Source organism: Streptomyces sp. V4I8, assembly GCF_041261225.1.
In the GTDB taxonomy this organism is placed as follows: Bacteria; Actinomycetota; Actinomycetes; order Streptomycetales; family Streptomycetaceae; genus Streptomyces.
Genome location: NZ_JBGCCN010000001.1, coordinates 154,577 through 179,554, shown reverse-complemented (window position 1 = coordinate 179,554; position 24,978 = coordinate 154,577). Strand labels below are relative to the sequence as shown.

Sequence of the window (24,978 nt, the reverse complement as noted above, 5' to 3'; positions counted from 1 at the left end):
CATCCCGAAAACCTGTCCCGAAACCAACCCGGCCTCGCCATGGTTTCGGGACGGTTTTCGGGACGCCCCGACGTGGCGTGTGACCGTCGACAGCAGCACCGCCGGCAGGGGAGTGCTCGGCGAGGAAGGCAGCGACACGGCCGAGCTGTTCGGCGGCGCGGTCGGTGAGCTGGTTCAGTGGGAGCGCCCCAGAGTTCGCCTGGGCGGCACGCTCCAGCGCGGGTACGTCCTTCGGGCGGGTCTGGGCGGCGAAGACGTCATTGAGATGGGGCCCGCGCAGCTGGATGGGCCCGATACGGCGGCCGTGCACGGTCATGGAGACGTAGTGCTCGAACCGTTCCATGGTGGCGACCCGGTCGGGGCTGGGGGTGTCGCCCCACTCTGCGGTGATGGGCGCGATCGCAGACTTCGAACCGGCGGTCGTGGCCAGGGTGGACGCGTTCTGTACCAGGGACAGCCGCACCGCGGACGGGAGGCGGGCCAGCAGCTGGGTCATGCCGTGGATGTGGCACCGCGGTGCCACGCGCGCTTGCACGTGTTGTGCCGAGCGGTCAGCGGCTGTTCGGTGCTGCCGGTTCGTCGAACGCCAGCTGCGCGTCCGAGCGGGCGTCGGCCGGCCCTTGGGCGTCCTGCTCGGGGTGGACATCGAGGCGCCGGCGCACGTGCCCGTAGCTCGCGTCGAGAACATCCCAGGCCAGTGCCAGCGGAGGGCGGGTGAACGTGAGGGCCTCGGTGCCGTCACCGGTGTCCGTCACGTGCACCTCCGGATGCCGTGTTGCGATGGACTTCAGTGCGCGTCGGAGGCTGGGTGGCTGGAGCCGCAGTACGCGCCCAGGCCCGGCGTCGTCGTGGAAAAGTCGGCCTGGTCGAGATGCTGCCCGCTGCTGGCGTGAACCGTGAGGCGTAGTCCAGGCAGGCGTACGTCACCACCGCGGCCGGAGCCCGGGCGTCGGCCGAAGGGCTCATATGGACACTGCCGTCGTCTGCGACGCTCATCATTCCCAGGGCGCTGAAGGGGCGGTCGGCCAGGTCCTCCAGCATGGTGCGCGGCTGCTCGTGCACGCTGCCTGGGGTGTACATGCGGATCAGGTGCCGGATGTCGCGGTGGAGTGTGGCGGCCTCGGGAGCGCGCTTCCAGTTCGCTACGGCGGCCGCGCGCAGTATCCCGTTGCTCAGAAGGTCCGGCTTCAGATGGGAGAACGGCGACAGACAGAAGGCGTACCACCAGGTGGCCACCAGGCAAGGGGGAGCGAGCAGCCACCAGTGAAGCAGGAACAGGCTGCCGTTCTGCTCCAGGTAGGGGTCGGCGCCGTCCTCGTTGAGCAGCCACGAGCTCCGTGCGGTGGGGACCACGTCGCTGGCCGTGCCGGGCCCGTGGCGGATCTCATCGGTGGGTTTGAACGCCGAGGACCAGGAGGGTTATTCACGGGCTTGGTTTCTTGATCAGCAAGACGGCCCTGCTCGGTAGCCTGGCGTTTGCGACGACGTCAGTTTTCCACCGGGGTAGGGCCGTTGAGCTGGAACGTTACGACAGGGCTGGAAGCGGATCAACTGGAGGCCTTGGTGGTCCGGGTCCACACGATGCTGGTGGAGGACCCCGATCCGCCCGTGGTGCCGGGACGGATGTGGGCGCTGGGCCTGTACAAGTCCGTGGTCCTGGTGTTGTTCCTGCTGCGGCAGAACCCCGTCCAGCAAGCGGCGGCGGAACTGTTCCACATCTCCCAGGCCACCGTCTCGCGCCGGTGGACCACGCTGCTCCCGGTGGTGGAGACGGCCCTGGCCGAGCATGTGCCCGACCCCGCCGACGCCTCACACGGCAGGATCGTCCTGGCCGACGGGACCCTGGTCACCACGTGGGACTGGGCGAGCGAGGGCACCACGATGTTCTCCGGCAAGCATCGTGACACAGGCTTCAACCTGCAGGTCGCCGCCACTCTCAGCGGGGACCTGCTCGCCGTCTCCGCGCCGGTACCCGGCAGTCGGCACGACATGTACGCCTGGCGCCAGTCCCACTTCCCCAAAGCCTTCGCCGACCGGGAGAGCATGGGGGATCTGGGCTATGTCGGCTCCGGCATGCTCACCGCCCGCCGCAAGCCACCCGGTCAGGAACGCCCCGTCAAAGACAAGGTGTTCAACCAGAGCATCGGCAAGCTCCGCGCCGCCGTCGAACGAGCGATCGCACATCTGAAGGACTGGAAGGTCCTCGCCACTCGCTATCGCGGCCCTCTCACCCGGTTCCCCCTCGTCGCCAAGACCGTCACCGCCCTCGCCTTCTACAAGAACGGCTGGTGACCCCGTGAATAAGCCTCCAGAACCGCATGGAGGCCACCGCGCTCTTGCCGGCACCCAGCTCGACGATCGCGGGGTGTTGCGAAGACGCGGGAGTTGTCCCGCACGGCACTGCGGACCTGCTGCCCCGGCCCCGCGTCGGCACCGGCGTAACAGACCTCACGAATCAACGATAGGAGTAGATATAATAGGTGCAGTAATTATTGATTGGGAGGTGTGTGGTGGACAAGCCGACAGGGATGTTCGACCGGGATTTCGAGTGGTCGGAGCTGGTGCGGTTCGCTTCCTACGGAGGGCCGGAGGCGACGCTCGGCGTGGTCTCCGGGCGGCGGCGTCAGGGCAAGACATTCTTGCTGGACGGGCTGTGCCGTGCAGGAGGGGGCTTCTTCTTCTCGGCGAGTGAGGCGACCGAGGCGGAGTCGTTGCGGCAGTTTGGGGTGGCGCTGGCGCGATATGAAGGGCGGCGGGTGCCGTACCGGTTCGCGCACTGGGAGGAGGCGGTGGAGGTCATGGTGGGCTTGGCCGCTCCCGGGACGGGGCCGTTGGTGGTGGTGCTGGATGAGTTCCCGTTCCTGGCCAAGGCTTCGCCCGAGCTGCCCTCGCTGCTGCAGCGGGCGTTGGGGCCACAGGCCCGGCACGAGGGTGGTCCGGTGCGGCTGGTGCTGTGCGGTTCGGCGCTGTCATTCATGGGGAGCCTGCTGTCGGGGACGGCGCCGCTGCGCGGGCGGGCCAGCCTGGAACTGGTCGTGCCCACGTTGGATTTCCGGCTGGCCGCGCAGTTCTGGGGGATCGCCGATCCACACCTCGCGCTGTTGGTCAATTCGGTGCTGGGCGGAACTCCGGCGTATGGGCGGGAGTTCGTATTGGGGGACGCGCCAGCGGATCTGGCGGACTTCGGGCCATGGGTGCTGCGCAACGTGCTCAATCCGGGACGCCCGCTGTTCCGCGAAGCCCGGTTCCTGCTGGCGGAGGAGCCGGATCTGCGGGACACAGCCCTCTACCACGGCGTGCTGGCCGCCATCGCCCAGGGCAACCACACGCGCGGCGGCATCGCCAGTTACCTGGAGCGCAAGTCCACCGACCTAGGGCACGCACTGACTGTGCTGGAGGACACGGGGATGATCACCCGGGAGCCGGATGCGTTCCACGGTAAGCGCTCCGCCTACCGCATCGCCGAACCGATCTTGACCTTCTACCACGCCCTGATGCGTCCCGAGTGGAGCGACCTGGAGCGTCCCGGGCAGGCCCAGCCGGTGTGGGAGCGGTCGCAGGCGACGTTCCGCAGCAAGGTCGTGGGCCCGCACTTCGAGCAGGTCTGCCGCACGTGGATCCGCTGGTACGCCGCCGAGGACACTCTGGGCGGCCGTCGCACACGCGTGGAGTCGGGCACCGTTCCCGACCCGGCGGCCAAGACCAGCCACGAGCTCGACGCCGTCGTGTTCGGGCGTGACCACGAGGGCCGCGAGGTGCTCCTGGCAATCGGAGAGGCCAAGTGGAACGACATCATGGGCCTGGGGCACCTGCGGCGCCTGCAGCGCATCAGGGCCCTGTTGCAGGCCCGTGACGGCGTGCTAGCCCAGCACACGTGCCTGCTCTGCTTCAGCGGAGCAGGCTTCACCGATGAGCTCCGTGCCCTCGCCGAACGGGACCGCGGCATCCAGCTGGTCGGACTGGACAGGCTCTACAACGGTGATTGACGATGCGTGAGGCGCGGGTGGCGGACCGGCCCGGTCACTGTGGTAAGCATGTGGTCTGCGCCAGCGCGGCGCGGAGACACCGAAGCAGCCGTGACTGCGTCCGCTGGTCGCGACTGAGCTCGCCCCCTTAGCATTCCAGAAGCTTCTCGGTATCTGGCCTGGGCAGAGGCGTTGTCCCGCAAGCCGGTTTGCTGATGTTGGGTCAGGGGTGGTCTTGCCGGATCACTCATCCAACGAGTGGATCGAGAACAGTTCGGGCTGCCAGCCCGGGCAGCATTCCAGCGTGATGGACGACCTTGCGGAGATCGTGTCCCTTCTGGTGCAACACCGGGACTCTGTTGGTGATCTTCAGGAGTCATCCGGCGGCTGCGGTGCAGAGGGTGTGGAATCGGCTTGATCGTGTGCGTCCACGGGGTGTTTCGGCGATCCAGTCGGCGGTGCGGGTGAGGTTGCAGGCTATGGCGGTAAGTACGTGCTGGACGTGCGTCTTGGCGAGCCCGCGGTAGGGCGTACGCCGTAGGCCGTTGCTCCGGACGGTCTGGGAGAGCGTCGCCTCGATGCCGGCGCGGACGGCATAGCGTCGTTGCCATTGCTCGGTCTCCTGGTCGAGGCGGTTTTGGACCTGAATCTCGTGCAGCGGCCGTGGGAGCAGGGTGATCGAGCGGGGCCTGGTGGCCGAGGTGGTGCACGGGTGGCGGTCCGGGCAGGCCAGGCAGTCGGCCTTCGCGAAGCGGAACTGGAGGTATTCGTGGCCCTTGATGCGGAGCGTCCTCGCCGGGGTGCTGGTCTTTCCGCGGGGGCACGTTGCCTGCCGTAGATCCCAGTCGATCGTGAAGGCGGACTTTCCGAAGCCCTCGCCGCTCTTGGCCTGCTGGCTGTGGTCGGCGACGATCGGGCCGAGCAGCGTGATCCCGTGGGCCTGCTGGGCGCGTTGGACGCGGGCCGGGGTGATGTAGGCGGCATCGACCACGTGCTCGGCCGGGACCAGGGCGGCCTGCGCCAGGTCGTCGTGAATCTGCTCGGTGAGCTGCCCGTCCTGGACCGGGGCGATCGTGGTGGCGACGTGCACCACGATCTCGGGCCGCTGTTCCTCGCAGGTCTCGGTGTAGTGCACGCGGTAGCCGCTCCACTCGGTGCCGTTCTTGGTGCAGTAGTGCGCATCGGTGTCGTAGGGAGAATCGAAGCGCAAACTCGCCGGTGGCAGCGCGTGCCCGTCACGCCAGCGGAGCTGTCCTTGTTCGTCCCAGTAGTAGTGGTGAACCCACACCTGTCGCAGGATTTCCACCTGGGGAAGTGTCCGCAGCCGGCCCGGGGCATCGGGGGACCACAGGGCGGCCAGCACCTTCTGCCCGTCCCGTCCGAAAGTCTCCGCCCGCTCGGTCACGGCCTCCGGTCCACCAGGCACCTTCCTGATCTCGATCTTCCGCCCGTACCGCTTGTCCCACTCGGGTTCGATCAGTGGCTGCAGCCACTCCGGCGCGATCTCGGCCAGTTCCTCCAGGGCGGCCCGCAGACTCTCCCCGGCCAGCTCCAGACGGCGTCGGCAAGTTGAGGAGCGGGGTGAGATGATCTTGGTGTAGATCGTCGTGGGAGGGGCTCGTCGTGGAGACGCCGTCGTACAAGGGCTATCGGTTCCCGGCCGAGGTGATCAGTCACGCTGTGTGGCTGTATCACCGTTTCCCTCTCTCGTTCCGCGAGGTTGAGGAGCTCCTCTTTGAACGCGGGATCACCGTCTCTTACGAGAGTGTTCGCGCCTGGTGTGCCGTCTTCGGCCCCGCCTACGCCCGGCAGCTGCGCCGCCGGCAGGCGCGCCCGGGCGACAAATGGCACATGGACGAGGTGTTCATCAAGGTCAACGGACAGATGAGGTACCTGTGGCGAGGCGGTTTACTCCTCTGTGTAAGAGGTGATCTTGCTGGGTGCTGGTCGGGCCCCGGGTGACACCAGGAATGTGACGCACAGTGAGTGACCTGATGAACGAGTCCAGCCCGCACGCCGAGTCCGCAGAGCCGCGTGAGGAGGCGTCGAGGCGGCTGGCGGGGGCTTTATCGCCGGCGGCGATCGACCGGCTCCTGGCTGATGCGGAGGCGGCCGGGGTCGGTATTGACGGGGCCGGCGGGCTGCTGCAGCAGATGATGAAGGCGGTGCTGGAGCGGGCTTTGCAGGTGGAGATGGCCGACCATCTCGGTTACGAGGCCGGGGACCCGGCAGGCCGCGGCTCGGGCAACGCCCGCAACGGCTCCTACCCCAAGACGCTCACCACGGTGGCCGGCCCGGTCACGGTGGACGTGCCCAGGGACCGCCGGTCGGAGTTCGAGCCAGTGATCGTACCCAAGGGCCGGCGGCGTCTGGCCCAGGTCGACGACATGGTGCTGTCGCTGTACGCCCGTGGCATGACCACCCGCGACATCACCGCCCACCTCAAAGAGGTCTACGGCAGCGAGGTGTCCCCGGCCCTGGTATCCAGGATCACCGATGTGGTCGCGGACGAGATAACTGCCTGGCAGAACCGCCCTGTTGACGACGTCTACCCCATCCTCTACATCGACGCGCTGACCGTGAAGGTCCGCGACAGCGGCATGGTCACCAACAAGTCCGCCCACCTGGTGATCGGCGTCGACGTGGACGGCATCAAGAACGTACTGGGCATCTGGCTGCAGGACAGCGAGGGCTCGAAATTCTGGCTGAACGTGCTCACCCAGCTGAAGAACCGCGGCCTGCGCGACGTCCTGATCGTGTGCTGCGACGGGCTGGCAGGCCTGCCCGACGCCATCACCACAGTCTGGGAGAAAGCCCTGGTCCAGACCTGCGTGACCCACTTGATCCGCAGCTCGATGAAATACGTGTCGCACGGTGACCGCAAGCAGGTGGCCGCCGCCCTCAAACCGATCTGCACCGCCGCCACCGAATCCGAGGCACTGACCGCGCTGGACGAGCTCCGGTCAAACTACGGCAAGAACTACCCTGGCCTGATTGCCAGTTGGGAACGGGCCTGGGAAGAATTCATCCCCTTCCTCGCCTTCGACCACGAGATACGCAGGGTCATATACACGACCAACGCCATCGAATCCCTGAACTACCAGCTCCGCAAGATCACCAAGACGCGCGGCCACTTCCCCAGCGACGACGCCGCCGTCAAACTCCTCTACCTCGGCATCCGCCGCATCCAAGGGCCGCCACATCGACGGCGAGGGTCCCTTCCCCAAAGGCCGCGTCCGCGGCACCGGCACCCTCGGCTGGAAACGCGCCATGAACCACTTCATGCCCGCCTTCCCCGACCGCCTCCCCCTCTGACCCCAGCAAGATCACCGACAGTAACCAACCCCGGGGCCCGACCAGCAAGGCCACACACCTCTACATACACAAAGGAATTGACAACCTCCCTGTGGCGAGCCGTCGACCAGGACGGCAACGTCCTCGACATCCTCGTGACCAACAAGCGCGATGCGGTTGCAGCCAAGCGCTTCTTCCGCAAGCTCCTCAAGGACCTTGAGTACGTGCCCCGTGTGATCGTGACCGACAAGCTACGCAGTTACGGGGCGGCCCACCGCCAGGTGATGCCCTCCGTGGAGCACCGCAGTTCGAAGTACTTGAACAACCGCGCCGAGAACAGCCACCAGCCAACGAGGCAGCGCGAGAAAGCCATGAAGAACTTCCGCTCGACGGGGGCGGCCCAGAGATTCCTCGCCACGTTCTCCCGGATCTCACCGCTCTTCCGCCCACGCCGCCACCTCATCACAGCGAGTGACTACCGCACCGAGATGACCGAACGATTCCACATCTGGAAAACCATCACCAGTATGGCAACGACCGGCTGACCGGAACGTCCCCTCGGGCCAGCCACCACCTCGGCACACCCCAACTCGCCAGTCACACCAGCAACTTGACGACACCGGCACGGGCAAGAGCCACTTCACCGAGGCCCTCGGCCAGACCGCGGTCGAGGCCGGACTGACCACTCTCCTGGTTCACCATCGAGGACCTCGGAGTCCTGGTCCGACGGCACCGCGCGGACGACTCCATCGCCCGAGCCCTCGCGAAGATCATCCGCTCGGACTTGATCATCGTCGACGACATCGGACTGCTGCCCGTCTCACCGGACGCCGCCGAGGGCTTCTACCGCCTGGTCGACGCCGCCTACGAACGACGCTCGGTCGCCGTCTCCAGCAACCTCCACCCCTCCGGATTCGACGAGATCATGCCCAAGACCCTGGCTACCGCCACGGTCGACCGGCTCATGCACCACGCTCACATCGTCGTCACTCAGGGTGACAGCTACCGGCTCACCCAGGCCACCAGTGGACAGGGAGTGAAGCCCTTCAGCTGACCCGACCGACCCGAGGGCGGGGAATTATCTGGCCGCCACCGGGGACATCTCGATGGCCGCCAGCGGGGCGAACTCCTGGCCGCCTACGGGGAGAACGAAATGGCCGTTGACAACCTTTGCGGGCGATCTTCGGGGTAATGCCGCGGGGCTGGATCAGTCGCCGGTACTTGTCGTAGCCGCGGTCGGCGAACAGCCGACGTGGCCGATTGCGACAGCCAGGCGGGCTCGGATGGGTCCTCCACGAGGGTCCGGGTGGCGGCGGTGCACAGGCGGACGGTTCGTGCTGCGGCGACCGCGGTCAATCCCCACTGAGGCCTCGGCCAGCCTGTCAGATTACGGGTCTACGCGATCTTTCAGACATGCCTGTCCCGTTAGGTGGTGCAGGTAGTGCCGGTTTTGGGGTGTGTGCCGGTCAGGAGATAGGCGTTGACGATGTCGGTGACGCAGGGGCTGGTGCCGTAGGCGGTGTGGCCGTCGCCGTTGCGGGTGATCTGGATTGCGGTGCGGGGGCCGAGTTGTCGTGCCATGCGGGGGAGGTTGGTCCGGGGGGTGGCGGGGTCGCCGGTAGTGGCGATGAGGAGGATCGCGGGTGAGCCGGTTGCGGTGACGGGGGTGTTGGCGGTGCCGGCAACCGGCCAGTCGGTGCATTGCAGGAGCTGGCCCCAGGCCACGTGGGAGCCGAATACGGGGGATGCCTTGCGGAAGGCGGGCAGGCTCTTTTTGACGTCGTCGGGGGTGTAGCGGTGGGGGGTGTCGGCGCAGAGGGTGGCGATGTTGGCGGCCTGGACAGTGCTGTAGTGGCCTTGCGGGTCGCGTCCCGTCAGTTGGTCGGACAGGGCGAGGAGGACATTCCCGCTGCCCTGCTGCATGGCTTCGTTGAGACCTTCTTGGAGGCTGGGCCAGTAGCTGCGGGCGTAGAGGGCCTGGATGATGCCGTTGAGGGCGCCGGTCTGGGTGAGCGGGCGGCCATCCTGTGTGGGCAGTGGTGTGCGCTCCAGCCGGGACAGCAGGGTCCTGATTGTTGCTGTGGCCTGCTTGACGGTGTCGCCGGCGGGGCAGTTCCCGTGCCTGCGGGTGCAGTCCTTGAGGAAGTCCCCCAGGGCTAGCTGGAACCCTTCGGCCTGGCCGAGGGCGGTTTGCACGGGAGTGTCGGCGGGGTTGGTGACGGCGTCGAAGACGGCCCGGCCGACTTTGCGGGGGTACAGGTGGGCGTAGACGGCGCCGAGTTCGGTGCCGTAGGAGAACCCGAGGTAGGACAGCGTGTCGTCGCCGAGGACCTGGCGCAGCAGGTCGAGGTCGCGGGCGGTGCTGCGGGTGCCGATATGTGCGAGCAGCGGGCCGGAGTGCTTGGCGCAGGCCTGGGTGTTGGCGCGGGCCAGGTGCAGGAGGGTGGTCATCTCGGCCGGCGTGTCAGGGGTCTTGTCGGCGGCGGAAGCCTTGTCCTGGGCGCTGTCGTCCAGGCAGCGGACCGGGCGGCTGTCACCGGTACCACGCGGGTCGAAGCTGACCAGGTCGTAGCGGGTGCGCAGTGTTGCGAAGTCCTGGTAGCTCTGGGCGGCCGCCGGCAGCATGCTCACACCGGGCTGACCAGGGCCGCCGAAATTGAAGACGAGCGAGCCGATCCGGCGGCCCGGTCCGGTCGCCCTGCCGCGGATCAGGGCGAGTTTCATCTGTTCCTCGCCGGGGTCGGACCAGTCCACCGGCACCGTCATCCGCGCGCACTCCCACCCGGCCCCATCGGCGGGCCCGGCGGATTCCGCCTCCGCGGCCGGTGCGGGACAAGCCGCCCAGCGAAGCTTCTGCGCAGCCAGCGCACGAGTCGCGTCCTTGTCCCGGTCCCCCTTCCCGCCGCCGTCGCAAGCACCGGCAGCCGCCAGCAGCACCATCGCCGCACCCACGGCTGCCACCCGGGATAACCGCGGCCGACTGTCCGGCACACGCCGCACGAATCTCACCACCGCACGCTCCCACTCCCGCACATCACTGTCCTGCTCGCAGCGTAAGGACAACCCGCCCCCACTGCAGCCTGGCCGGCAGGTCTCCGGCTGTGCTTTCCCTGCATGGTTCCTTCACTTGTCGCGGCGGTCTGCACTGAAAGAGCGATGGCTGCACCCCGACGGGCAGGAGGATCTTTTGTCTGCATGGGGTGCAGCCGCAGAAACTTCACCCTTCGCGACTGGCAATCCCCTGCGATCGTGGAGTCTTTGTCTATGCGGCTTGAGTCCGTGAATGGGCCTCAGCGCGCTTCTGATTGATGATCTGTTCGAACTCGGTTGGTGGCAGCCCGCCGGCGGCGTTGTGCCTGCGGCGCGTGTTGAAGAAGTCCGTGATCCACGTGGCGATCTTCAGCCTGGCCTCGGTGCGGGTGGCGAAGCGGTGCCGGTGGATGTACTCGACCTTGATCGACGAGTGGAACGACTCCGCGGCCGCGTTGTCCAGGGCCGACCCCACACGCCCCATGGACTGCACCACTCCAAGACGGTCACACAGCGCGTTGTACGCCTCACTCGTATATTCCGACCCGCGGTCCGAATGAAGGATCACTCCGTCCACGGTGCCGCCGCGTGTCGCGGCGGCCATCTGGAGCGACGCGCTGACCAGGGGCGCTTCGTGCCGAGGACCCCTCGCATAGCCGAGAACGCGTCGGGAGAATGCGTCGTGGACGCTCGCGAGGCAGAGCTTGCCCTCGCCGGTTTCGATCTCGGTCATATCGCCCCACCACAACACGTCCGGTGCGACCGCATCGAAGCGACGAAGTACCAGGTCACGGGCGGCCTTGCGCTTGCCCTGCCGGGTCAGGTTCCTTCGCCGGCACGGGGGGCTTGCGGCCCTGCAGGCCGAGCTCGGCCATGAGCCGGGCGACGGTATTCTGCGAGACCTTCCAGCCCTCGGACCACAGGTCCAGCGTGATCCTGGGCGAGCCGTAGGTGTTGCCCGACCTGCGGAAGAAGTAAACGATCCGCTCGGCCAGCGCAGCCCGTCTGACCTCGGACTTCGTCGGCTGTCCGGGGCGCCGGCGCCATTTGTAGAACCAGGACTTGGACACGCCCCATGCCCGGCAGGCCAGAGTGTGCGGGACCTTGTGCCTGGTTTGCTGGTCGGCGATGAAGCCCGCCATCGTCACTTCGTCGCCTCCTTCACCCAGAGGACCACCGATCGCTTGAGGACATCGCGCTCCATCCCGAGCTCAGCGCTCTCCTTGCGCTGCCGGGCATTCTCCTCCCGCAGCCGCTGCAGTTCCCCGCGCTCGGACTCGTCCAGCCCGCCCGCGGGCCTCCGCGTCCACACGGGCCCTCGCCCGGTGAACCCACGTCTGCAACGTGCCCTCATGCACCCCCAGATCCCGCGCCACCTGCGCAGACGGCTTCCCGGTCTCCAGCACGATCCGCACCGCACCCTCACGGAACTCGGCATCGTACTTCCGTCGCTTCTCCACCATGACCCTCAACTACCCCTATGGTCACGACTCCACGGTACGAGGGGAAGGTCAGTCCCCCTATCGTGCCCGCTCGACCGGTGAACCACGGGGAACACCGGGCGGCAGCGGTGCCCGGACATGCCAACGGCCCCTGACCGATCCAGCAGGTCAGGGGCCGTTCACGTGCGGTGGGTGTGGGATTTGAACCCACGGTGACATCGCTGCCACGACGGTTTTCAAGATCGACGATGTCTTGACTCGGCCATTGAGGCTCCGCTGACCGCGTGGTCCTCCGCACCGCCGTGGCCACGGAAGACCTCCAGCGCCATGACTACCCGTTACCGGGACCCACTCGAGCGCCGCCCTTTGTCTTGCTGGAGCCTCAGCCAGAATAGCCCCCACCATCAGAACTACCCGAAGAATCCACCGGAGCCTGCTCCACCACAGCCGTAGGCGCAGCAGGTACCTCAGCAGCCACAGGCGCAGCAGCCTGCTCAGGGGCAGCCTGCTGCGGGCCCTGAGACACGGCAGGATCCGGAGCAGACACCGACAAAGACTCAGGCACGGCCGACGTGCTCGGCGCAGGCACAGCCGTCTGCGTGAACTCACCCAGATTTTCAACCACCTTGTCCTCGCCGCCGCCAACCGGCGCACCAACGGCAGATACAGACGGCTGAGTAGCCAGAGGCCCGAGCGAAGACGTCGCAGCAGGAGCCGCAGCCGGCGCAGGCGTGGTTGCCGGAGCCGGAGATGGACTCCCCACCGCAGGCTGCTGCGGCTGCGGCACCTCAGGATTACTGTCGGCAGACTCCTGCTTCGGCTTCGTCCAGCCGCCCTGCCACTGCCCGTTGACGTACTTCCAGTCCCCCTGGAGGCCATCCTGCTGACCGTGCCACCCATACGAACCATCAGCGGAAGGAAGCGTCGAACCACCCGCATCTGTATGAGCAGCCAAAGCACCACTGGCCGCAGGAGGCCCCTGAGACGGGGACTGCTGGGCGGACGGCAGACCCAGCCCAGACGACCGCTGTGACTGCGACGCAGCAGCCCCGCCGACCGTGCCACCAGCACCCGAACCCGGCGACACAGCCTGCCCGTGCACATCACCAACCGGCGCAGACTGCGCATCCGCAGGCTTCCCACCCAGCACCGACTGACCCGACGCAGACGGCGCCCCATCAACAGGTTTCACCTGCCCACGCAGAAAACCTTCCGGATCCTTCATCGACTGCCAGCCGCCGCCCTCACCCTGGCTGTAACCATCAAAGCGGTCATACCGCTGAAGCCGGGACGAATCCGCCACCTCCCAACCACGCCCCCCCTTCACGTGTCCATACACCACGCCCGAACCGGACGCCGGATATTCCGTGCTAGCCAAAGGCGTCACCGCACCTACCTCGGCTCCCGGACCCCCTTTCGCAGCTGCCTGCTCCCCATTGACCCTCGCCGCGGCGCCTGACGGCACATCTCCGCCTGGATCCGTGAAGGCATTCTTCGGATCCAAAATCCGGCCGTTTCCGTCCTTTTCCGCCTTGTCAAGGGCCTTCTGTAACCCGACATCAGTCCGCGTCCAGTACGCATTAGATCCGCCTATAGACTGATTGATACCCGCCGCATAGGGATTTCCATTCCTATCCCTTGCGACAAGCGGGCCCCCACTGTCACCGTGCCAGATCTGCTGGTTGCGTATATAATCAACCGGTTTCACTTTGGAGACATCTTCGGGGTAAAGGACCCTATTGCTCCCCTTCCATGCTCCTTCACTCCCACGGACATCCCGAAGGCTGACGTCGCCACTAACGGGGCTGCTGCTGTGCCCGGGGAAATAGAACTTTCCTTCCTTTTTTTCTCCACTATTTCCATAGGCAAAATCACGAACCTGTTGGGAGGTGGGACTTGAAGGCGGCCCCCATTCTTTTTCTAACTTGTCTAGCTTCGCTTCGTTTTGCTCTCTGGAGCCGTATACGCGCCCCCTCAACTCCTTCCCATCCGGAGGGGTGATGCCCTTATCGCTAGGCAACGGTAAATACTGAGCATCTTGCACCGGGGCCTTCAGGTTGATGATAGCGGCATCCGTTTGTGTCTTATAATCCTGGGCCCCAGGATGAGCGGGGGGAGCCGTCATGTAGATCTTATCTGCGGTTTCCTGATGCCTGTTCCCTTCTTTATCTACGTAGGTGATTCTTATCCTCCCGGGTTCTGTCTCTGTTCCAACCACATGCCCTGCGGTAGCAATCTGGTTTTTCCCAATGAAATACCCCGTCCCAATCGCCCCGCCATATCCTGCACCCTTTGCTCTGTGGATAAAAACCACGAAGCGGGCATTTTCTTTCCAGTCGTTCTTCTGGTAATTGTCCAGTCCGCTGCCGACTGCGCTAGCGGTGGGGGCACCCGCAAGCTGACTGCTCATGGATGCCGTGACTCCGATGAACGTGGCGATCGTCGCATTGCGCAACCACTTGTTAGTCGAAACCGGGCCACAGCCCGATGTCAATCCGGTGCGTACCTTTTTGTGGCGGGCAGCCATTTATAACTCCTCCTTAAGGCAACCATCAAACAGTGCGGTCGCCTGGTCTTTGAGACCAGCAGGCGCTGGTCATTCTCTCAGCACTGGGCCGGACCTGTTGCCGGTCTGGCGCCTCAGGCGGAGATGCGAGGCACACAGAAAATACCCAGGGCGCCCCGCTTTTTCCTCCTGTGAGACGGCACGTCAACGACGTAACCACGCCAATGCCGAGCACGCCACCCGACACACTTGCCGAACCTCCGTTACGCAAGACCAGACGTGATACGACACACACGAAAGAACGAAACAGAAATGACTGGTGAGTGCACAGAAACCTGCTCTTCGCATACCAAGATGTGTCGCCTGCGCCGACCCGGACACTAAGAGTGCCTTATCCCGCCTCATCATCATGTGACAAACATCCCGCCGGCTGCCGGAGGGAGCACGCACAGGATCTCCGTCCGGTGAATCATTTAGGAGAGATTCTTATGCCGGGGGCGCCATGGTGACTTCCTGCTCCCGCAGCATGCGCTATCAGCCCGCAGTCACCCCACCTCACACTCCGGAGCTAGTCCAATGTGACAACATCTTTCGCCTTTCGCTGCGGAGGCCCATAGGACGCGCCGGGAAGACATAGAGAAGTCTGCGGCTAGTTTGTCACAAGCCTCATAAACTGGCGTTCCGCAGAAGGGTAGATGTTTCACGCAAGGGCCAACCTCCCTTTCATTCCTGGCCGATTCGGTGATGGAGGCTTGCATTTCATACGCCCACAATGCATGATGACGGAAGGCCTCGCCAGCGCCCGCCCGGCGTCTTCACCCCGGGTATTTCTGTCGCTGGGGGGCTCGTCACATGCAGCCGTGTCAAATGGCGCTGCTGCAGGCTGCGGGGCCGACATGATAACGACTACTGGATCGACCGTGTTCCGATGGATCGACACCCCGCCCCTTGACAGGGTGCGGGGCTTCCCGCATGAACGGGACTTTCCGTTTTCATTACTCCCGTAGCGGGGTCGGGGGATCGAAATATCTGCGCCTGTTTTCTGGTTGAAGTCCGCGTGGGTCAGGGGCAGCTTCCGGGCTTCAAAGGAAGAAAGTGTCGGGCATTGAATTCACTCCCTCACAGAAGGAAAGGAAAGAAGAAGGATGAAGAAGTTTTCCCTGAGGCGGCTGCTCATAGCGTTAGTGGCGGCAGGCAGTGTTGGTGCGGTCGGACTGTCTTCCGTCCCTTCGGCTGCGGCCGCAGCTTCGGACGGCTTCAAGTGTGACGGTCAGGTCTTCCAGTCGGCCGGCGGGAAGGAGACGACTCGCCTTTACGCAGGGCGTGCCGGGGCAGATGGGGCGGGGCCCATGTCTCTCTCGCCTCTCGGCCCTGCCACGTCAAAGTACAATGCGATCGGCATTGACCCTGACACTCACTATATTTTCGCGGTCCGAGCAAAGAACGACCATCTTCTGCGGATCAATAAGGCGGGTCGCGTCGCTGACCTCGGGAAAATCTCCGGTCTGCCGAATGGAAATTACTACCGCGGGGCGTTTGACCCCGAGGGCAACTACTACATCATCGGGGGCAATAAACTTTACTGGATCGACGTGGACACGCGGAGGGTAACGAAGACCGTCACCCTGAGCTCTGCCTTTACCAGTGGCGACATGACGTACATGTCGGTCTCCGGATTCGCCGAAAATCCTACACTGTGGGGTGCGGATAACCGTGGCGGCCGGATCCTGGGCCTCAATCCTTATACGGGCGAGGTTTCCAGCGTTGATATGCCGTCCCTGCCCGCAGGCCGCTACGGAGGCGCTCACGATACGCTAGCGTGGCATGACGACGAGGGTTTCGCCCAAGGGGATGGGGAACTGATGTTCCTCGAAAGCAGCCAGGGCAAGCTCTACCGTCTTCGGGTGTACGCCGACCACCATTCCGGCACCGAGTTCGGCCGCGTCTCCGTCCAGGACTCGGCCCGGCCCTCGGCCAACAATGACGCGACCGGCTGCTCTGTGTCGTCCTAGCAGCCAGGTGCCGGCTGCGGCATCGACCTGGGTGACCGACGCCATTGGCAGAGAATGGGGGCCGTGAGCAGGGCGGGCAGATCGATGGCCGAACCGAGCGGTCCCTCTCCGAAGTGGTCGGGGAGGGACCGCTCGGGCATTTGTCGACTTTGATGGCCCGTCAGATGGTCCGCCGTACATCCGACGGGCTTGACCGACCACCAGGCCGCGGACCTCCATTGTCACAGGACAATCGATTGCCCTGCGGAGCGTGGCTGTCGATGATCTCGGCGAGCATGCCGCCCTACGGCGCGATCAGCGTGCTCAAACCGACCAGCCTGATGGCGGATATTGCGGCTGTGGCAGCGCAGATCAGAGAACTGAGGGCCAGCGTGCGCTGCTTGATGGCGGTGCTGAGCATGCTGGGATGGTCGAGCTGATCGCCACAGTCCACGAACGTGGTGGACTACTCAGCTACGCGGAACCGCGTCCCGGCGCTGAATCGAGGACACATCACGCAACCCGGCACAGGGCCGAGTCCCGATCGAACCCGGAACGGTTCATACCCCGTCATGGCAGGCCTCTTCGTTCCCTCTTATGTAGATAGGACCGGGCCGGGCTGAGTCTTGCGGCCCTTGCTACCGCACAAGAGGAGAGCCGAATGAGTGCTCAGAAATTCGTGGCGCCGGGGGCACTCGCAGCTGCCTGCCTGATGCTGGTGATCCCGGCGTCGGCCGCGAGTCATTCCCCCGGCGATCCGGGCATCGGCGACCCCTATTACCGGGCCTACGGCAACGGTGGATACGACGTATCCCATTACGACCTGCGGCTGAAGTACCAGCCGGCCACAGATGAGCTGTCTGGCACAGCAACACTGCTGGCGAAGACGACTCAGGACCTGTCCCGCTTCAATCTGGACTTTCTGCTGGACGTCAGCGAGGTCCGGGTCAACGGCGCGAAGGCGTCGTTCGCGACCTCTGGCGAGCACGAGCTGGAGATCACGCCGAAGAACCCTCTGGCCAAGGACACGGCCATCACAGTGGTCGTGCGGTACCGGGGTGTGCCGTCGTCGAAGAAGGCGTATGGCCTCAATGCCTGGCTGCGCACTCCGGACGGCGGTGTGGCGGCGGGCGAACCCCAGGGGGCCTGGTGGTGGTTCCCGAGCAACGACCACCCGCGCGACAAGGCGACCTTCGATGTGTCGGTGCAGGTTCCGAACGGCACGCAGTTCATCTCCAACGGCACGTTACAGTCGACGAGTTCGCAGGCCGGCTGGACCCGCTACGACTGGCGTTCCAACAAGCCTCAGGCTACCTACCTCGCCACCTTCGCAGCGGGCAGGTTCGACGTCACGACCGGGACGTCCGAGAGCGGTATTCCGGTCATCAACGCCTACAGCAAAGACCTCGGCGACCGCGCGGGGGCGGCACGGGCGAGCATCGAGCGGACCGGGGAGATCGCCGACTGGCTGACCCAGTATTTTGGGCCGTATCCGTACAACGCACTCGGCGGGTACGTGCCCAACACCCCGTCCGTCGCATACGCCCTGGAGACCCAGACCCGGCCCTTCTACAGTCCCCTCAAGTTCTCGAACGGCTCGAACGTCTCCATCGTGGTGCACGAGCTGGCCCATCAGTGGTACGGCAACGACGTGTCGGTCAAGGACTGGAAGGACATCTGGATCAACGAGGGCTTCGCGCGGTACGCGCAGTGGCTGTGGTCGGAGCACGAGGGTGAGGGGACAGCGCAGGAGATCGCCGACTACGTGTACGCCTCACGTCCGGATGGTGACTCTTTCTGGACGATCAAGCCCGGGGATCCTGGGCCGGACAACCTGTTCCACATCGCCGTCTACGACCGGGGCGCGCTGACCCTGCAGGCACTGCGCAACGAGATCGGCGACGAGGCGTTCTTCACCATCCTGAAGGGCTGGCCGCACAAGCACGCCCACGGCAACGCATCCGTGGCCGACTTCCAGCGATACGCCGAGGAGGTGTCCGGCAAGCCGCTGGCCGCACTTTTCGACACCTGGCTGTTCCAGCCCTCGAAGCCAACCGCACCCGCGGCACGAGCGGCATCGATCGCCAAGGAGCCGACGGCTCCGGTGCGGCCGAAGTCATGGAAGAACATCGCAGCAACGAACAGCGTCCATGAGCACCGGCACGGGCCCGAGCACGCCGAGTAGGAGCAGATGAGGCACGGGCCGGCCCAAGAGCCCGATGCGAGCGCCTCGGCAGGGTCCGCTGGGAGTATCGCGTCGCCGTCGTACAAGGGTGACCGGTACCCGGCGGAGGTCATCTCGTACTGAGAGTAGCTGAACTTCCTGCTGGTCGGCGCCGAGCGCGGTCCACACTCAAGGAAGACGGCACAGCTCGGTAGGCCGCTCGGGGACCGATGCGTTTCCATCGCACGACCGGCCTGAGCCCGTATCAGCTGTCGTTGGTCATCGGGCGGGTGAGGCAGCGGCTGCCGGACTGGAGCAGACCGGAAACGCAGGCCCCATACGTGGGCTGTCCCGGCCCCCCGCGTCCCGCTACGGGACTGGAACGGCATTATCAAGTTGGGGGGCGGGGTGCGATGATCTTGGTGGGGATCGTCGTGGGAGGGGCCTGGCCGTGGAGTCTGAAGCGCCGTCGTACCGGGGGTTCCGGTTCCCGCCGGAGGTGATCGCGCACGCGGTCTGGCTGTACCACCGGTTCAGGCTCAGCCTTCGTGACGTGGAGGAGCTGCTGTGCGAGCGCGGCATCCAGGTGTCCTATGAGGCGATCCGTCTGTGGTGCGACCGGTTCGGCCCCGCCTACGCCGCGCGGCTGCGCCGACGGCAGCCCCGCCCGGGCGACCGGTGGCACCTGGACGAGGTCTTCATCAAGGCCAACGGGAAGATGCGGTACTTGTGGCGTGCGGTGGACCAAGAAGGGCCTTCCACCCGAAGGGTGGACACCTGTTTGTTTGTTATGCGGCGAGTGTCAGGGTAGCTGACATCTGTTCGTAGGCGACGGGGCTGAGCTGTCCGTTCGCCGAGTGGCGGCGCCAGGTGTTGTACCGCGTCAGCCAGCGGAAGAGGGTACGCCGGCAGGCGCCGGCCCCGTCGAAGCGCCGTGCTCCCTTGAGGATCTCCCGTTTCAGAGACGCGTGGAAGGACTCGCAGGCGGCGTTGTCCGCACTCGTCCCGACGGCACCCATGGACTGGGTGACTCCCAACTCCCGGCAGAGGCCGGCGAATTCACGGGATCCGTACTGCGCCCCGTGATCGCTGTGGAAGATGGCGCCGTCGAGGCTGCCACGGGTGGCGGCGGCCATCTTCAGCGCGTCGGCAACGAGGTCGGTGCGCATGTGATCGGCGATCGACCAGCCCGCCACCCGGCGTGAGAAGCAGTCCAGGACCGTAGCGAGATAGAGGTGCTCGCCGTCTCCGACGGGGAGATACGTTATGTCGCCCATGTACTTCAGGTTCGGCGCGGCAGCGGTGAAGTCCCTCTTGAACAGGTCCGGCACCGGCGTCTGCGACGGCTCGGGGATGGTGGTGCGTATGCGCTTGCGCAGGTGGAAGCCGGTGATGCGGAACTTGCGCATGACGCGGGCGACCCTCTTCTCGTTGATGTGCATGCCGTGGGTGTCGCGGAGCTCGGCGGTGATGCGTGGGGCGCCGTAGGCGTCGTCCGAGTCCGTGTGCACGGCCCGGATCCTGTCGGCCAGGACCTGGTCGTCCCGCTCGCGCTGGGCACGGGCCTCACGCGAAGAGCGCCACTTGTAGTAGCTGGAGCGGACGACGTCCAGCACGTGGCAGAGCCGCTTGACCTCGAAGGTCTCGCGATGGTCCTCGAAGGTACTGGAAGCGGCTCGTCACCAGCTCATCTCGGAGGCGAAAAACTTCGTGGCCTTGCGCAGGATGTCGCGCTCCTGGGCGAGCGTCGCATTCTCCTTGCGCACCGTCTTCAGCTCCGTGCGCAGGGCCGCTAACTCGGCCTCCAGCTCTTCCTTCGTGGCCTTGCTCACCGGGGTGTCCTTCATGTTCTTCGTGGGGCTGTCGGCGCGGGCGCGGTCGGCGCGGATCCAGTTCCGCAGCGTCTCCGGGTTGATCCCCAGATCGCGGGCGGCCTGCACGATCGTGAGGTCGGGGTCCGAGTGGTACAGCGCGACGGCGTCGGCCTTGAACTCGGGCGAATAAACCTTCATCACCATAAGTGGTCCCTCCTGCCAGCCCCTCACCGGGGCCGATCGAAGGTGTCCACCACTGCGGGGGAAGTGCCGTGCGCACGGATGGACTCGGTGCGCACCGGGTGGATGCGCACCACCGCACCGGGTGCGCGCCCATCCCCTCAGTGGTGCGGCTACCGGTGCGCATCGGGTGCGGAGTGCACCGCGTGGGCCAGCACCAGGCGCTCGTCGCGCATCGCCTCCAGGGTGTTGGTGGTGTCCGCGTGGTCGGGGTCCGGGATGACGTTCACCGTGAACCGGATGATGCTGCGGGCGATGCCCGGCACCGCCGTGGTGGGGGAGTCCCGCGCCCAGTCCCGCAGCGCGGACAGCAGCACGCACCCGACCTCGTCCAGAGCGAAGGAGTCCGCGCAGGGGTCGGCCTCTTCGTCCACGGCCGTGACGGGCCAGACGATGTCCTCGGCCAGCCGCAGCAGGACGAACGCCAGCTCCGGGTCCGCTTCCGCCCGCCCGGTGACAGCGGCGCCGCCGCCCATCTGGAGCGCCAGGAGGTAGTCGAAGCCCCGCTCCACCTGCTCCGGCGTCAGCGGCGGCGTACGGGGCGGGATCAGCTACGGCATGAGGTCTCCTCAACTGTCGGTCGCCGCGCGGATCATGACGGCTCCCAGCAGGTTCGGACGGTCGGCCTGTGGACAGAGTCCAGAGATTTCTCCCTGCTCCACCGGATGGGGCGAACTAGGACTGTATGGGTTGAACCGGGCCCCCCTTGTCGACCCTGGCTATTCAGCGGAATTGGTTGAGCTGACAGCCTGACAGCAGAAAGGTGCCGTTGACCTGCGAGGATGCGAGTGTCTACGTCGTATCCGCTGCAGAGAGCAAGGCACCTTTCTGGTGGTCGAGAGTACAGGGTGGGACCGTCGGCTGTCCGTGGCTGCTGACGGGAAGAAGCTGGTAGGGCACGCGGGGGCGGTGCTGCTGCGGAAACTGGCCGACCGCCTGGGGCTGACGGGTGGACTGGCCCGGGTGCTGCCGTCGAGTACGGCGGCCGGGTGGCGGGAGCGGAGCGGGGTGCTGGTCCAGCTGGCTGTGGCGATCGTGCTCGGAGCACGGAGTCTGCTGGAGGCCGAGCAGCTCCACCTGCACCACCAGCAGCTCTTCGGCCCGGCTGTGTCGGACTCGACGATGCGCCGGGTGCTGGCCGGCCTCGACGAACACACGCTGCGAAAGATCGCGAAGGTGCGGCGGCGGGTGCGCCGCCAGGTGTGGGGCCTGCTGCATCTGCGGCCGGGCGGCTTCCCCTATCTCACCGTTGCCGGACGGCACTTGAAGGGCTGGATCGTCGTGGACCTGGACGCCACGGTCATCACTGCCGCTTCGAAGAAGGAAGGGGCAGCGGCGACGTTCAAGGGCACGTTCGGCTTCCACCCGCTGGCCGGCTGGTGCGCGAACACCGGTGAGAGCCTGGCAATGGAGCTGCGCTGCGGGAATGCCGGGGCGAACACCGTCGAGGACCACCTGCGCGTGCTGGCGGCCTGTCTGGAGCAGGTCCCCGGCTCCTCGCAGGCCAAGCTCCTCATCCGCGTCGACGGCGCCGGGGCCACGCACGGCCTGCTGGAGCACCTGGAGTCACTGAACACGAAGCGGCGCACGGTCCGTTACACCGTCGGCTGGAAGATCACGCCCGAGGACGAGGCGGCGATCGCGAAACTCCCCGAAAGCGCATGGGAGACCTCCCTGCACCAGGACGGCAGCGTCCAGGAGGGCTACCAGGTCGCCGAGTTGACCGGGGTGAACACCGGCGAGGGCTGGCCCCAGGGGATGCGGCTGATCGTCCGCCGGGTCAGACCCTCACGGCGGCAGCACAAGAAGCTGACCGACTTCGAGAAACAGACCGGCTGGCGCTACTCGATCACCGCGACGAATATCCGGCACCTGTGGGGCATCCCCGGCTCGCACCAGGTCCAGTTCCTCGATGCCCTGCACCGCGACCACGCCGAGGTCGAGGATCGCATCCGCACCGGCAAAGCCATGGGCCTGCACAACCTCCCGTCCAAGTCGTGGCAGGTCAACGCCGGATGGATGCTTGCCTGCAACCTCGCGGCTGATCTCGACGCCTGGCTGCGGCTGCTCACCCTGCACGACCAGGACGGGCTCGAACACGCCGAGCCGGACACCATGCGCTTCCGCCTCTACCACCTGCCCGCCCGCCTCGCCGACCACGCCCGACGCCGCTACCTGCGCATCGAACGGACCTGGCCCTGGGCAAAGGCGTTCACCACCTGCTGGAGCAGGCTCACACAGCTTCCGGCCGTCACCTGACAGCCGGCCCCGCCCCGACCAGGACCAGGAAGGAGGAGGACCGCAGTCTCCGGGCCTGTGGAACCCGGCGCACCCCGCGGCGTTACGCGACGGCCCGTCCTCCAACGGCAGAGGACATTACGGGCGAACCGCCGGATCACTCAGCGACCGAAACCCGCTGACGAATCGAGGTCGAGTCTGGTCGGACCGACCACGAGCCCGACCACGTCTCGACAAGGGGTCGTGGTCGGGCCGACCACGACCCCTTGTCCGATGCGGCGTGACCCTCCGGAACCGGGTGTTTCTCCTTGACGTGTGTCCTGAACATGAAAGGAAGTTGCATGTAGGAGCGATTTCCAGAAGTGATGCTGTGCGAGAGATGAAGGTTTCGTGGCCCTTCGGAGCCGCCCTGCGGGGGGAGGCTTCAAACCGCCTCATGCTGCATTAGCTGAAGACTGTTGTGGTGAGCGATGAGGAAAAGGCGTCGTAAGAGGCGTCAGGTGGGGATCGGGAAGACGAACGCAAGTGAATCGCCTCTGAAGTGTCGAAAGGAAACCAGACGGCATCGAAACCGGGGTGTGTCAAGAGCTCCGGGATAAGCCTGGCGGGAGCCCGCTGACTGGCCAGGCGGTGTCCGGCATATAGGCGACGTGAGCCCGGTCTGCGGCTCTCGCATGGAACAGGAGAAGGCAGGTCCGATACGCCCCGGCGTAGGCCGGGGCAGAGGGAGTGCCCCAAGCGGCGGACACCGTAAGGGGTCGAGTACCGATGCGGATCCTGCTGGCAGACCGGCCCGTAGTAGTGACGAAGTCCCTGTAACGGGGGCGGAGCGAAGGGGCCGGGTCGTTCGTGACTGAGTTGATCACATCAACCGGGCGGCACCCCGGGAGGAGTGCGATGGGCCAGTTGAAGTCTCAGGTCAAGCCGTTTGATATTTCGAAGTGGGAAGTCAAGGAGGCGTGGGAGGAAGTCAAGTCCCATAGGGGCGCACCCGGCGTGGACGGGCAGAGCATCGACGGCTTCGAGAAGGACCTGAAGAGCAACCTCTACAAGGTCTGGAACCGGATGTCATCGGGCTCGTACTTCCCGCCTCCGGTGCGCGCGGTGGAGATCCCCAAGCCACACGGAGGTGGCACGAGAATGCTCGGCATTCCCGCTGTCGCCGACCGTGTGGCTCAGACTGTCGTAGCCCGGCATCTGGTGCGAAGGGTGGACCCTGTGTTCCATCCGGACAGCTACGGATATCGGCCTGGACGGTCCGCTTTGGACGCGGTGGAAAGGTGCCGAGAGCGCTGCTGGAAGCGGGACTGGGTGGTGGAGTTCGACGTCGCCAAGTTCTTCGACAGCGTCCCCTGGGACCTGCTGGTCAAGTCGGTGGAGGCTCACACCGATGCCGTTTGGGTGAAGTTGCACGTGCGCCGGTGGCTTGCCGCCCCGCTCGTCTTGCCCGACGGCTCTCTGCTGGAACGGAAACGCGGAACCCCGCAAGGGGCACCGGTTTCTCCCGTCCTGGCGAACCTGTTCCTGCACTACGCGTTCGACACCTGGATGGCACGGGAGTTCCCCGCTGTCTGGTTCGAACGCTACGCGGACGATGCGGTGCTGCACTGCATCACCGAGCGCCAGGCCCGCCACGTGCTGGCCGCGCTCACGGACAGGCTGGTCGAAGTCGGGTTGCGCCTGCACCCGGACAAGACCCGGATCGTCTACTGCAAAGACTCGTACCGGCGCGGCTCCTATGAGCACACGTCGTTCACGTTCCTCGGGTACACGTTCCGCCCCAGGAAGAACCGGAATCGGCACGGCAAGTTGTTCTTGTCGTTCGAGCCGGCAATCAGCAGAGAAGCCCTGGCTCGGATCGGTCGCGAGGTGCGTTCCTGGCAACTGCACCGCCGCGTCGGCACCTCCTTCGGAGACCTCGCCCGCACGATCAACCCTGTGGTCGGGGGCTGGATCAACTACTACGGCCGCTTCAGGCCGTGGGAGTTGATCCCTTTTGTGATGCGCATCAACACCTACCTGGTGCGTTGGATCCGCCGGAAGTACAAGCGGCTTGCAGGCCGACGGAAGGCCCACGCGAAGCTCGTGGAGATCGCGCAGCGGTTCCCACGGATGTTCGCGCACTGGCGCCTCACTACTGCTGCCTGCTCGATCTGATGATCAGAGCGACAAGAGCCGTGTAACGGGAGACTTTTACGCACGGTTCTGTGAGAGCCGAGGGGTGAGATCCCCCTCGGCTACTCGATTGACCTCGCTACCGGCTGCCGTCAGGTCGCGGACAAGGGGTGGGTGTT

15 protein-coding genes and 10 pseudogenes are annotated in these 24,978 nt (G+C 65.7%); 12 read left to right on the top strand and 13 right to left on the bottom strand.

The annotated features are described in order from the left end of the window. Positions 1-100: 100 nt before the first annotated feature. The 3 genes and pseudogenes from ABIE67_RS00780 to ABIE67_RS00770 all read right to left on the bottom strand — a co-directional run. Positions 101-514, bottom strand: a pseudogene (locus ABIE67_RS00780) (ATP/GTP-binding protein); the annotation flags it as partial. Between the two features lie 37 nt (positions 515-551). Further along, positions 552-755, bottom strand: a complete 204-nt coding sequence (locus tag ABIE67_RS00775) for a hypothetical protein (RefSeq protein ID WP_370251856.1) — start codon at positions 753-755, stop codon at positions 552-554. Next, positions 739-1,401 (bottom strand): annotated as a pseudogene (locus tag ABIE67_RS00770) (DUF4007 family protein); the annotation flags it as partial. The pseudogene ABIE67_RS00770 and the gene ABIE67_RS00775, both read right to left, overlap by 17 nt. Before the next feature lie 111 nt (positions 1,402-1,512). Here ABIE67_RS00770 and ABIE67_RS00765 point away from each other — a divergent pair. Then, positions 1,513-2,292, top strand: a complete 780-nt coding sequence (locus ABIE67_RS00765; protein WP_370251851.1) for a transposase family protein — start codon at positions 1,513-1,515, stop codon at positions 2,290-2,292. Between the two features lie 218 nt (positions 2,293-2,510). Next, positions 2,511-3,986 (top strand): ATP-binding protein, encoded by a 1,476-nt coding sequence (locus ABIE67_RS00760; protein WP_370251846.1) that lies wholly within the window; start codon positions 2,511-2,513, stop codon positions 3,984-3,986. A gap of 355 nt (positions 3,987-4,341) precedes the next feature. On the opposite strand, the gene ABIE67_RS00755 is transcribed toward ABIE67_RS00760, so the two are convergent. Beyond that, on the bottom strand, positions 4,342-5,391 hold the full coding sequence (locus tag ABIE67_RS00755; protein ID WP_370251842.1) for a transposase: 1,050 nt from the start codon (positions 5,389-5,391) through the stop codon (positions 4,342-4,344). A gap of 197 nt (positions 5,392-5,588) precedes the next feature. Here ABIE67_RS00755 and ABIE67_RS00750 point away from each other — a divergent pair. The 4 pseudogenes from ABIE67_RS00750 to ABIE67_RS00735 all read left to right on the top strand — a co-directional run. After that, positions 5,589-5,867, top strand: a pseudogene (locus tag ABIE67_RS00750) (transposase); the annotation flags it as partial. A gap of 92 nt (positions 5,868-5,959) precedes the next feature. Then, positions 5,960-7,280, top strand: a pseudogene (locus tag ABIE67_RS00745) (IS256 family transposase). Between the two features lie 89 nt (positions 7,281-7,369). Then, positions 7,370-7,804: pseudogene (locus ABIE67_RS00740) on the top strand (transposase); the annotation flags it as partial. A gap of 73 nt (positions 7,805-7,877) precedes the next feature. Further along, positions 7,878-8,313 (top strand): annotated as a pseudogene (locus ABIE67_RS00735) (ATP-binding protein); the annotation flags it as partial. Positions 8,314-8,425: 112 nt separating this feature from the next. Here the strand turns inward: ABIE67_RS00735 and ABIE67_RS00730 are convergent. The 7 genes and pseudogenes from ABIE67_RS00730 to ABIE67_RS00700 form a co-directional block, all read right to left on the bottom strand. Then, positions 8,426-8,524, bottom strand: a pseudogene (locus ABIE67_RS00730) (IS5/IS1182 family transposase); the annotation flags it as partial. 160 nt (positions 8,525-8,684) lie between these two features. Next, positions 8,685-10,220 carry an alpha/beta hydrolase gene (locus tag ABIE67_RS00725; protein WP_370251838.1) on the bottom strand — a complete coding sequence of 512 codons (1,536 nt, stop codon included), beginning with the start codon at positions 10,218-10,220 and terminating at the stop codon, positions 8,685-8,687. Positions 10,221-10,521: 301 nt separating this feature from the next. After that, positions 10,522-11,076, bottom strand: coding sequence for an IS3 family transposase (locus tag ABIE67_RS00720; RefSeq protein WP_370268022.1), 555 nt, complete (start codon positions 11,074-11,076; stop codon positions 10,522-10,524). A gap of 1 nt (position 11,077) precedes the next feature. Further along, on the bottom strand, positions 11,078-11,431 hold the full coding sequence (locus tag ABIE67_RS00715) for an IS3 family transposase (RefSeq protein ID WP_370268020.1): 354 nt from the start codon (positions 11,429-11,431) through the stop codon (positions 11,078-11,080). A gap of 2 nt (positions 11,432-11,433) precedes the next feature. Beyond that, the gene (locus tag ABIE67_RS00710) at positions 11,434-11,601 is read right to left on the bottom strand and encodes a hypothetical protein (protein ID WP_370269646.1); all 168 of its coding nucleotides are present in this window, start codon (positions 11,599-11,601) and stop codon (positions 11,434-11,436) included. A 37-nt stretch (positions 11,602-11,638) separates the two neighbouring features. Beyond that, positions 11,639-11,752 (bottom strand): annotated as a pseudogene (locus tag ABIE67_RS00705) (transposase); the annotation flags it as partial. A gap of 361 nt (positions 11,753-12,113) precedes the next feature. Then, positions 12,114-14,258, bottom strand: coding sequence for a trypsin-like serine protease (locus ABIE67_RS00700; RefSeq protein ID WP_370251833.1), 2,145 nt, complete (start codon positions 14,256-14,258; stop codon positions 12,114-12,116). A 1,124-nt stretch (positions 14,259-15,382) separates the two neighbouring features. On the opposite strand from ABIE67_RS00700, the gene ABIE67_RS00695 reads away from it, so the two are divergent. From ABIE67_RS00695 to ABIE67_RS00680, 4 genes and pseudogenes are all read left to right on the top strand, one after another. Beyond that, complete coding sequence (locus ABIE67_RS00695) at positions 15,383-16,249, top strand: hypothetical protein (RefSeq protein ID WP_370251828.1); 867 nt, start codon at positions 15,383-15,385, stop codon at positions 16,247-16,249. A gap of 260 nt (positions 16,250-16,509) precedes the next feature. Next, positions 16,510-16,668 (top strand): hypothetical protein, encoded by a 159-nt coding sequence (locus ABIE67_RS00690; RefSeq protein ID WP_370251823.1) that lies wholly within the window; start codon positions 16,510-16,512, stop codon positions 16,666-16,668. A gap of 221 nt (positions 16,669-16,889) precedes the next feature. After that, a complete protein-coding gene (locus ABIE67_RS00685) occupies positions 16,890-18,413 on the top strand; it encodes a M1 family metallopeptidase (protein ID WP_370251819.1) in 1,524 nt (507 codons plus the stop codon). Positions 18,414-18,843: 430 nt separating this feature from the next. Continuing rightward, positions 18,844-19,146 (top strand): annotated as a pseudogene (locus ABIE67_RS00680) (transposase); the annotation flags it as partial. A gap of 34 nt (positions 19,147-19,180) precedes the next feature. Here ABIE67_RS00680 and ABIE67_RS00675 read toward each other — a convergent pair. Together ABIE67_RS00675 and ABIE67_RS00670 are read right to left on the bottom strand one after the other, a co-directional pair. Further along, a pseudogene (locus tag ABIE67_RS00675) lies at positions 19,181-20,410 on the bottom strand (IS3 family transposase). A gap of 149 nt (positions 20,411-20,559) precedes the next feature. Beyond that, positions 20,560-20,958, bottom strand: a complete 399-nt coding sequence (locus tag ABIE67_RS00670; RefSeq protein ID WP_370251816.1) for a hypothetical protein — start codon at positions 20,956-20,958, stop codon at positions 20,560-20,562. 319 nt (positions 20,959-21,277) lie between these two features. Between ABIE67_RS00670 and ABIE67_RS00665 the strand changes: the two genes are divergently transcribed. Next, entirely contained in the window at positions 21,278-22,705 is a 1,428-nt protein-coding gene (locus ABIE67_RS00665) for an IS1380 family transposase (protein ID WP_370251812.1), read from the top strand. An 876-nt stretch (positions 22,706-23,581) separates the two neighbouring features. After that, positions 23,582-24,841 (top strand): group II intron reverse transcriptase/maturase, encoded by a 1,260-nt coding sequence (gene ltrA, locus ABIE67_RS00660; RefSeq protein WP_370251808.1) that lies wholly within the window; start codon positions 23,582-23,584, stop codon positions 24,839-24,841. Positions 24,842-24,978 lie beyond the last annotated feature (137 nt).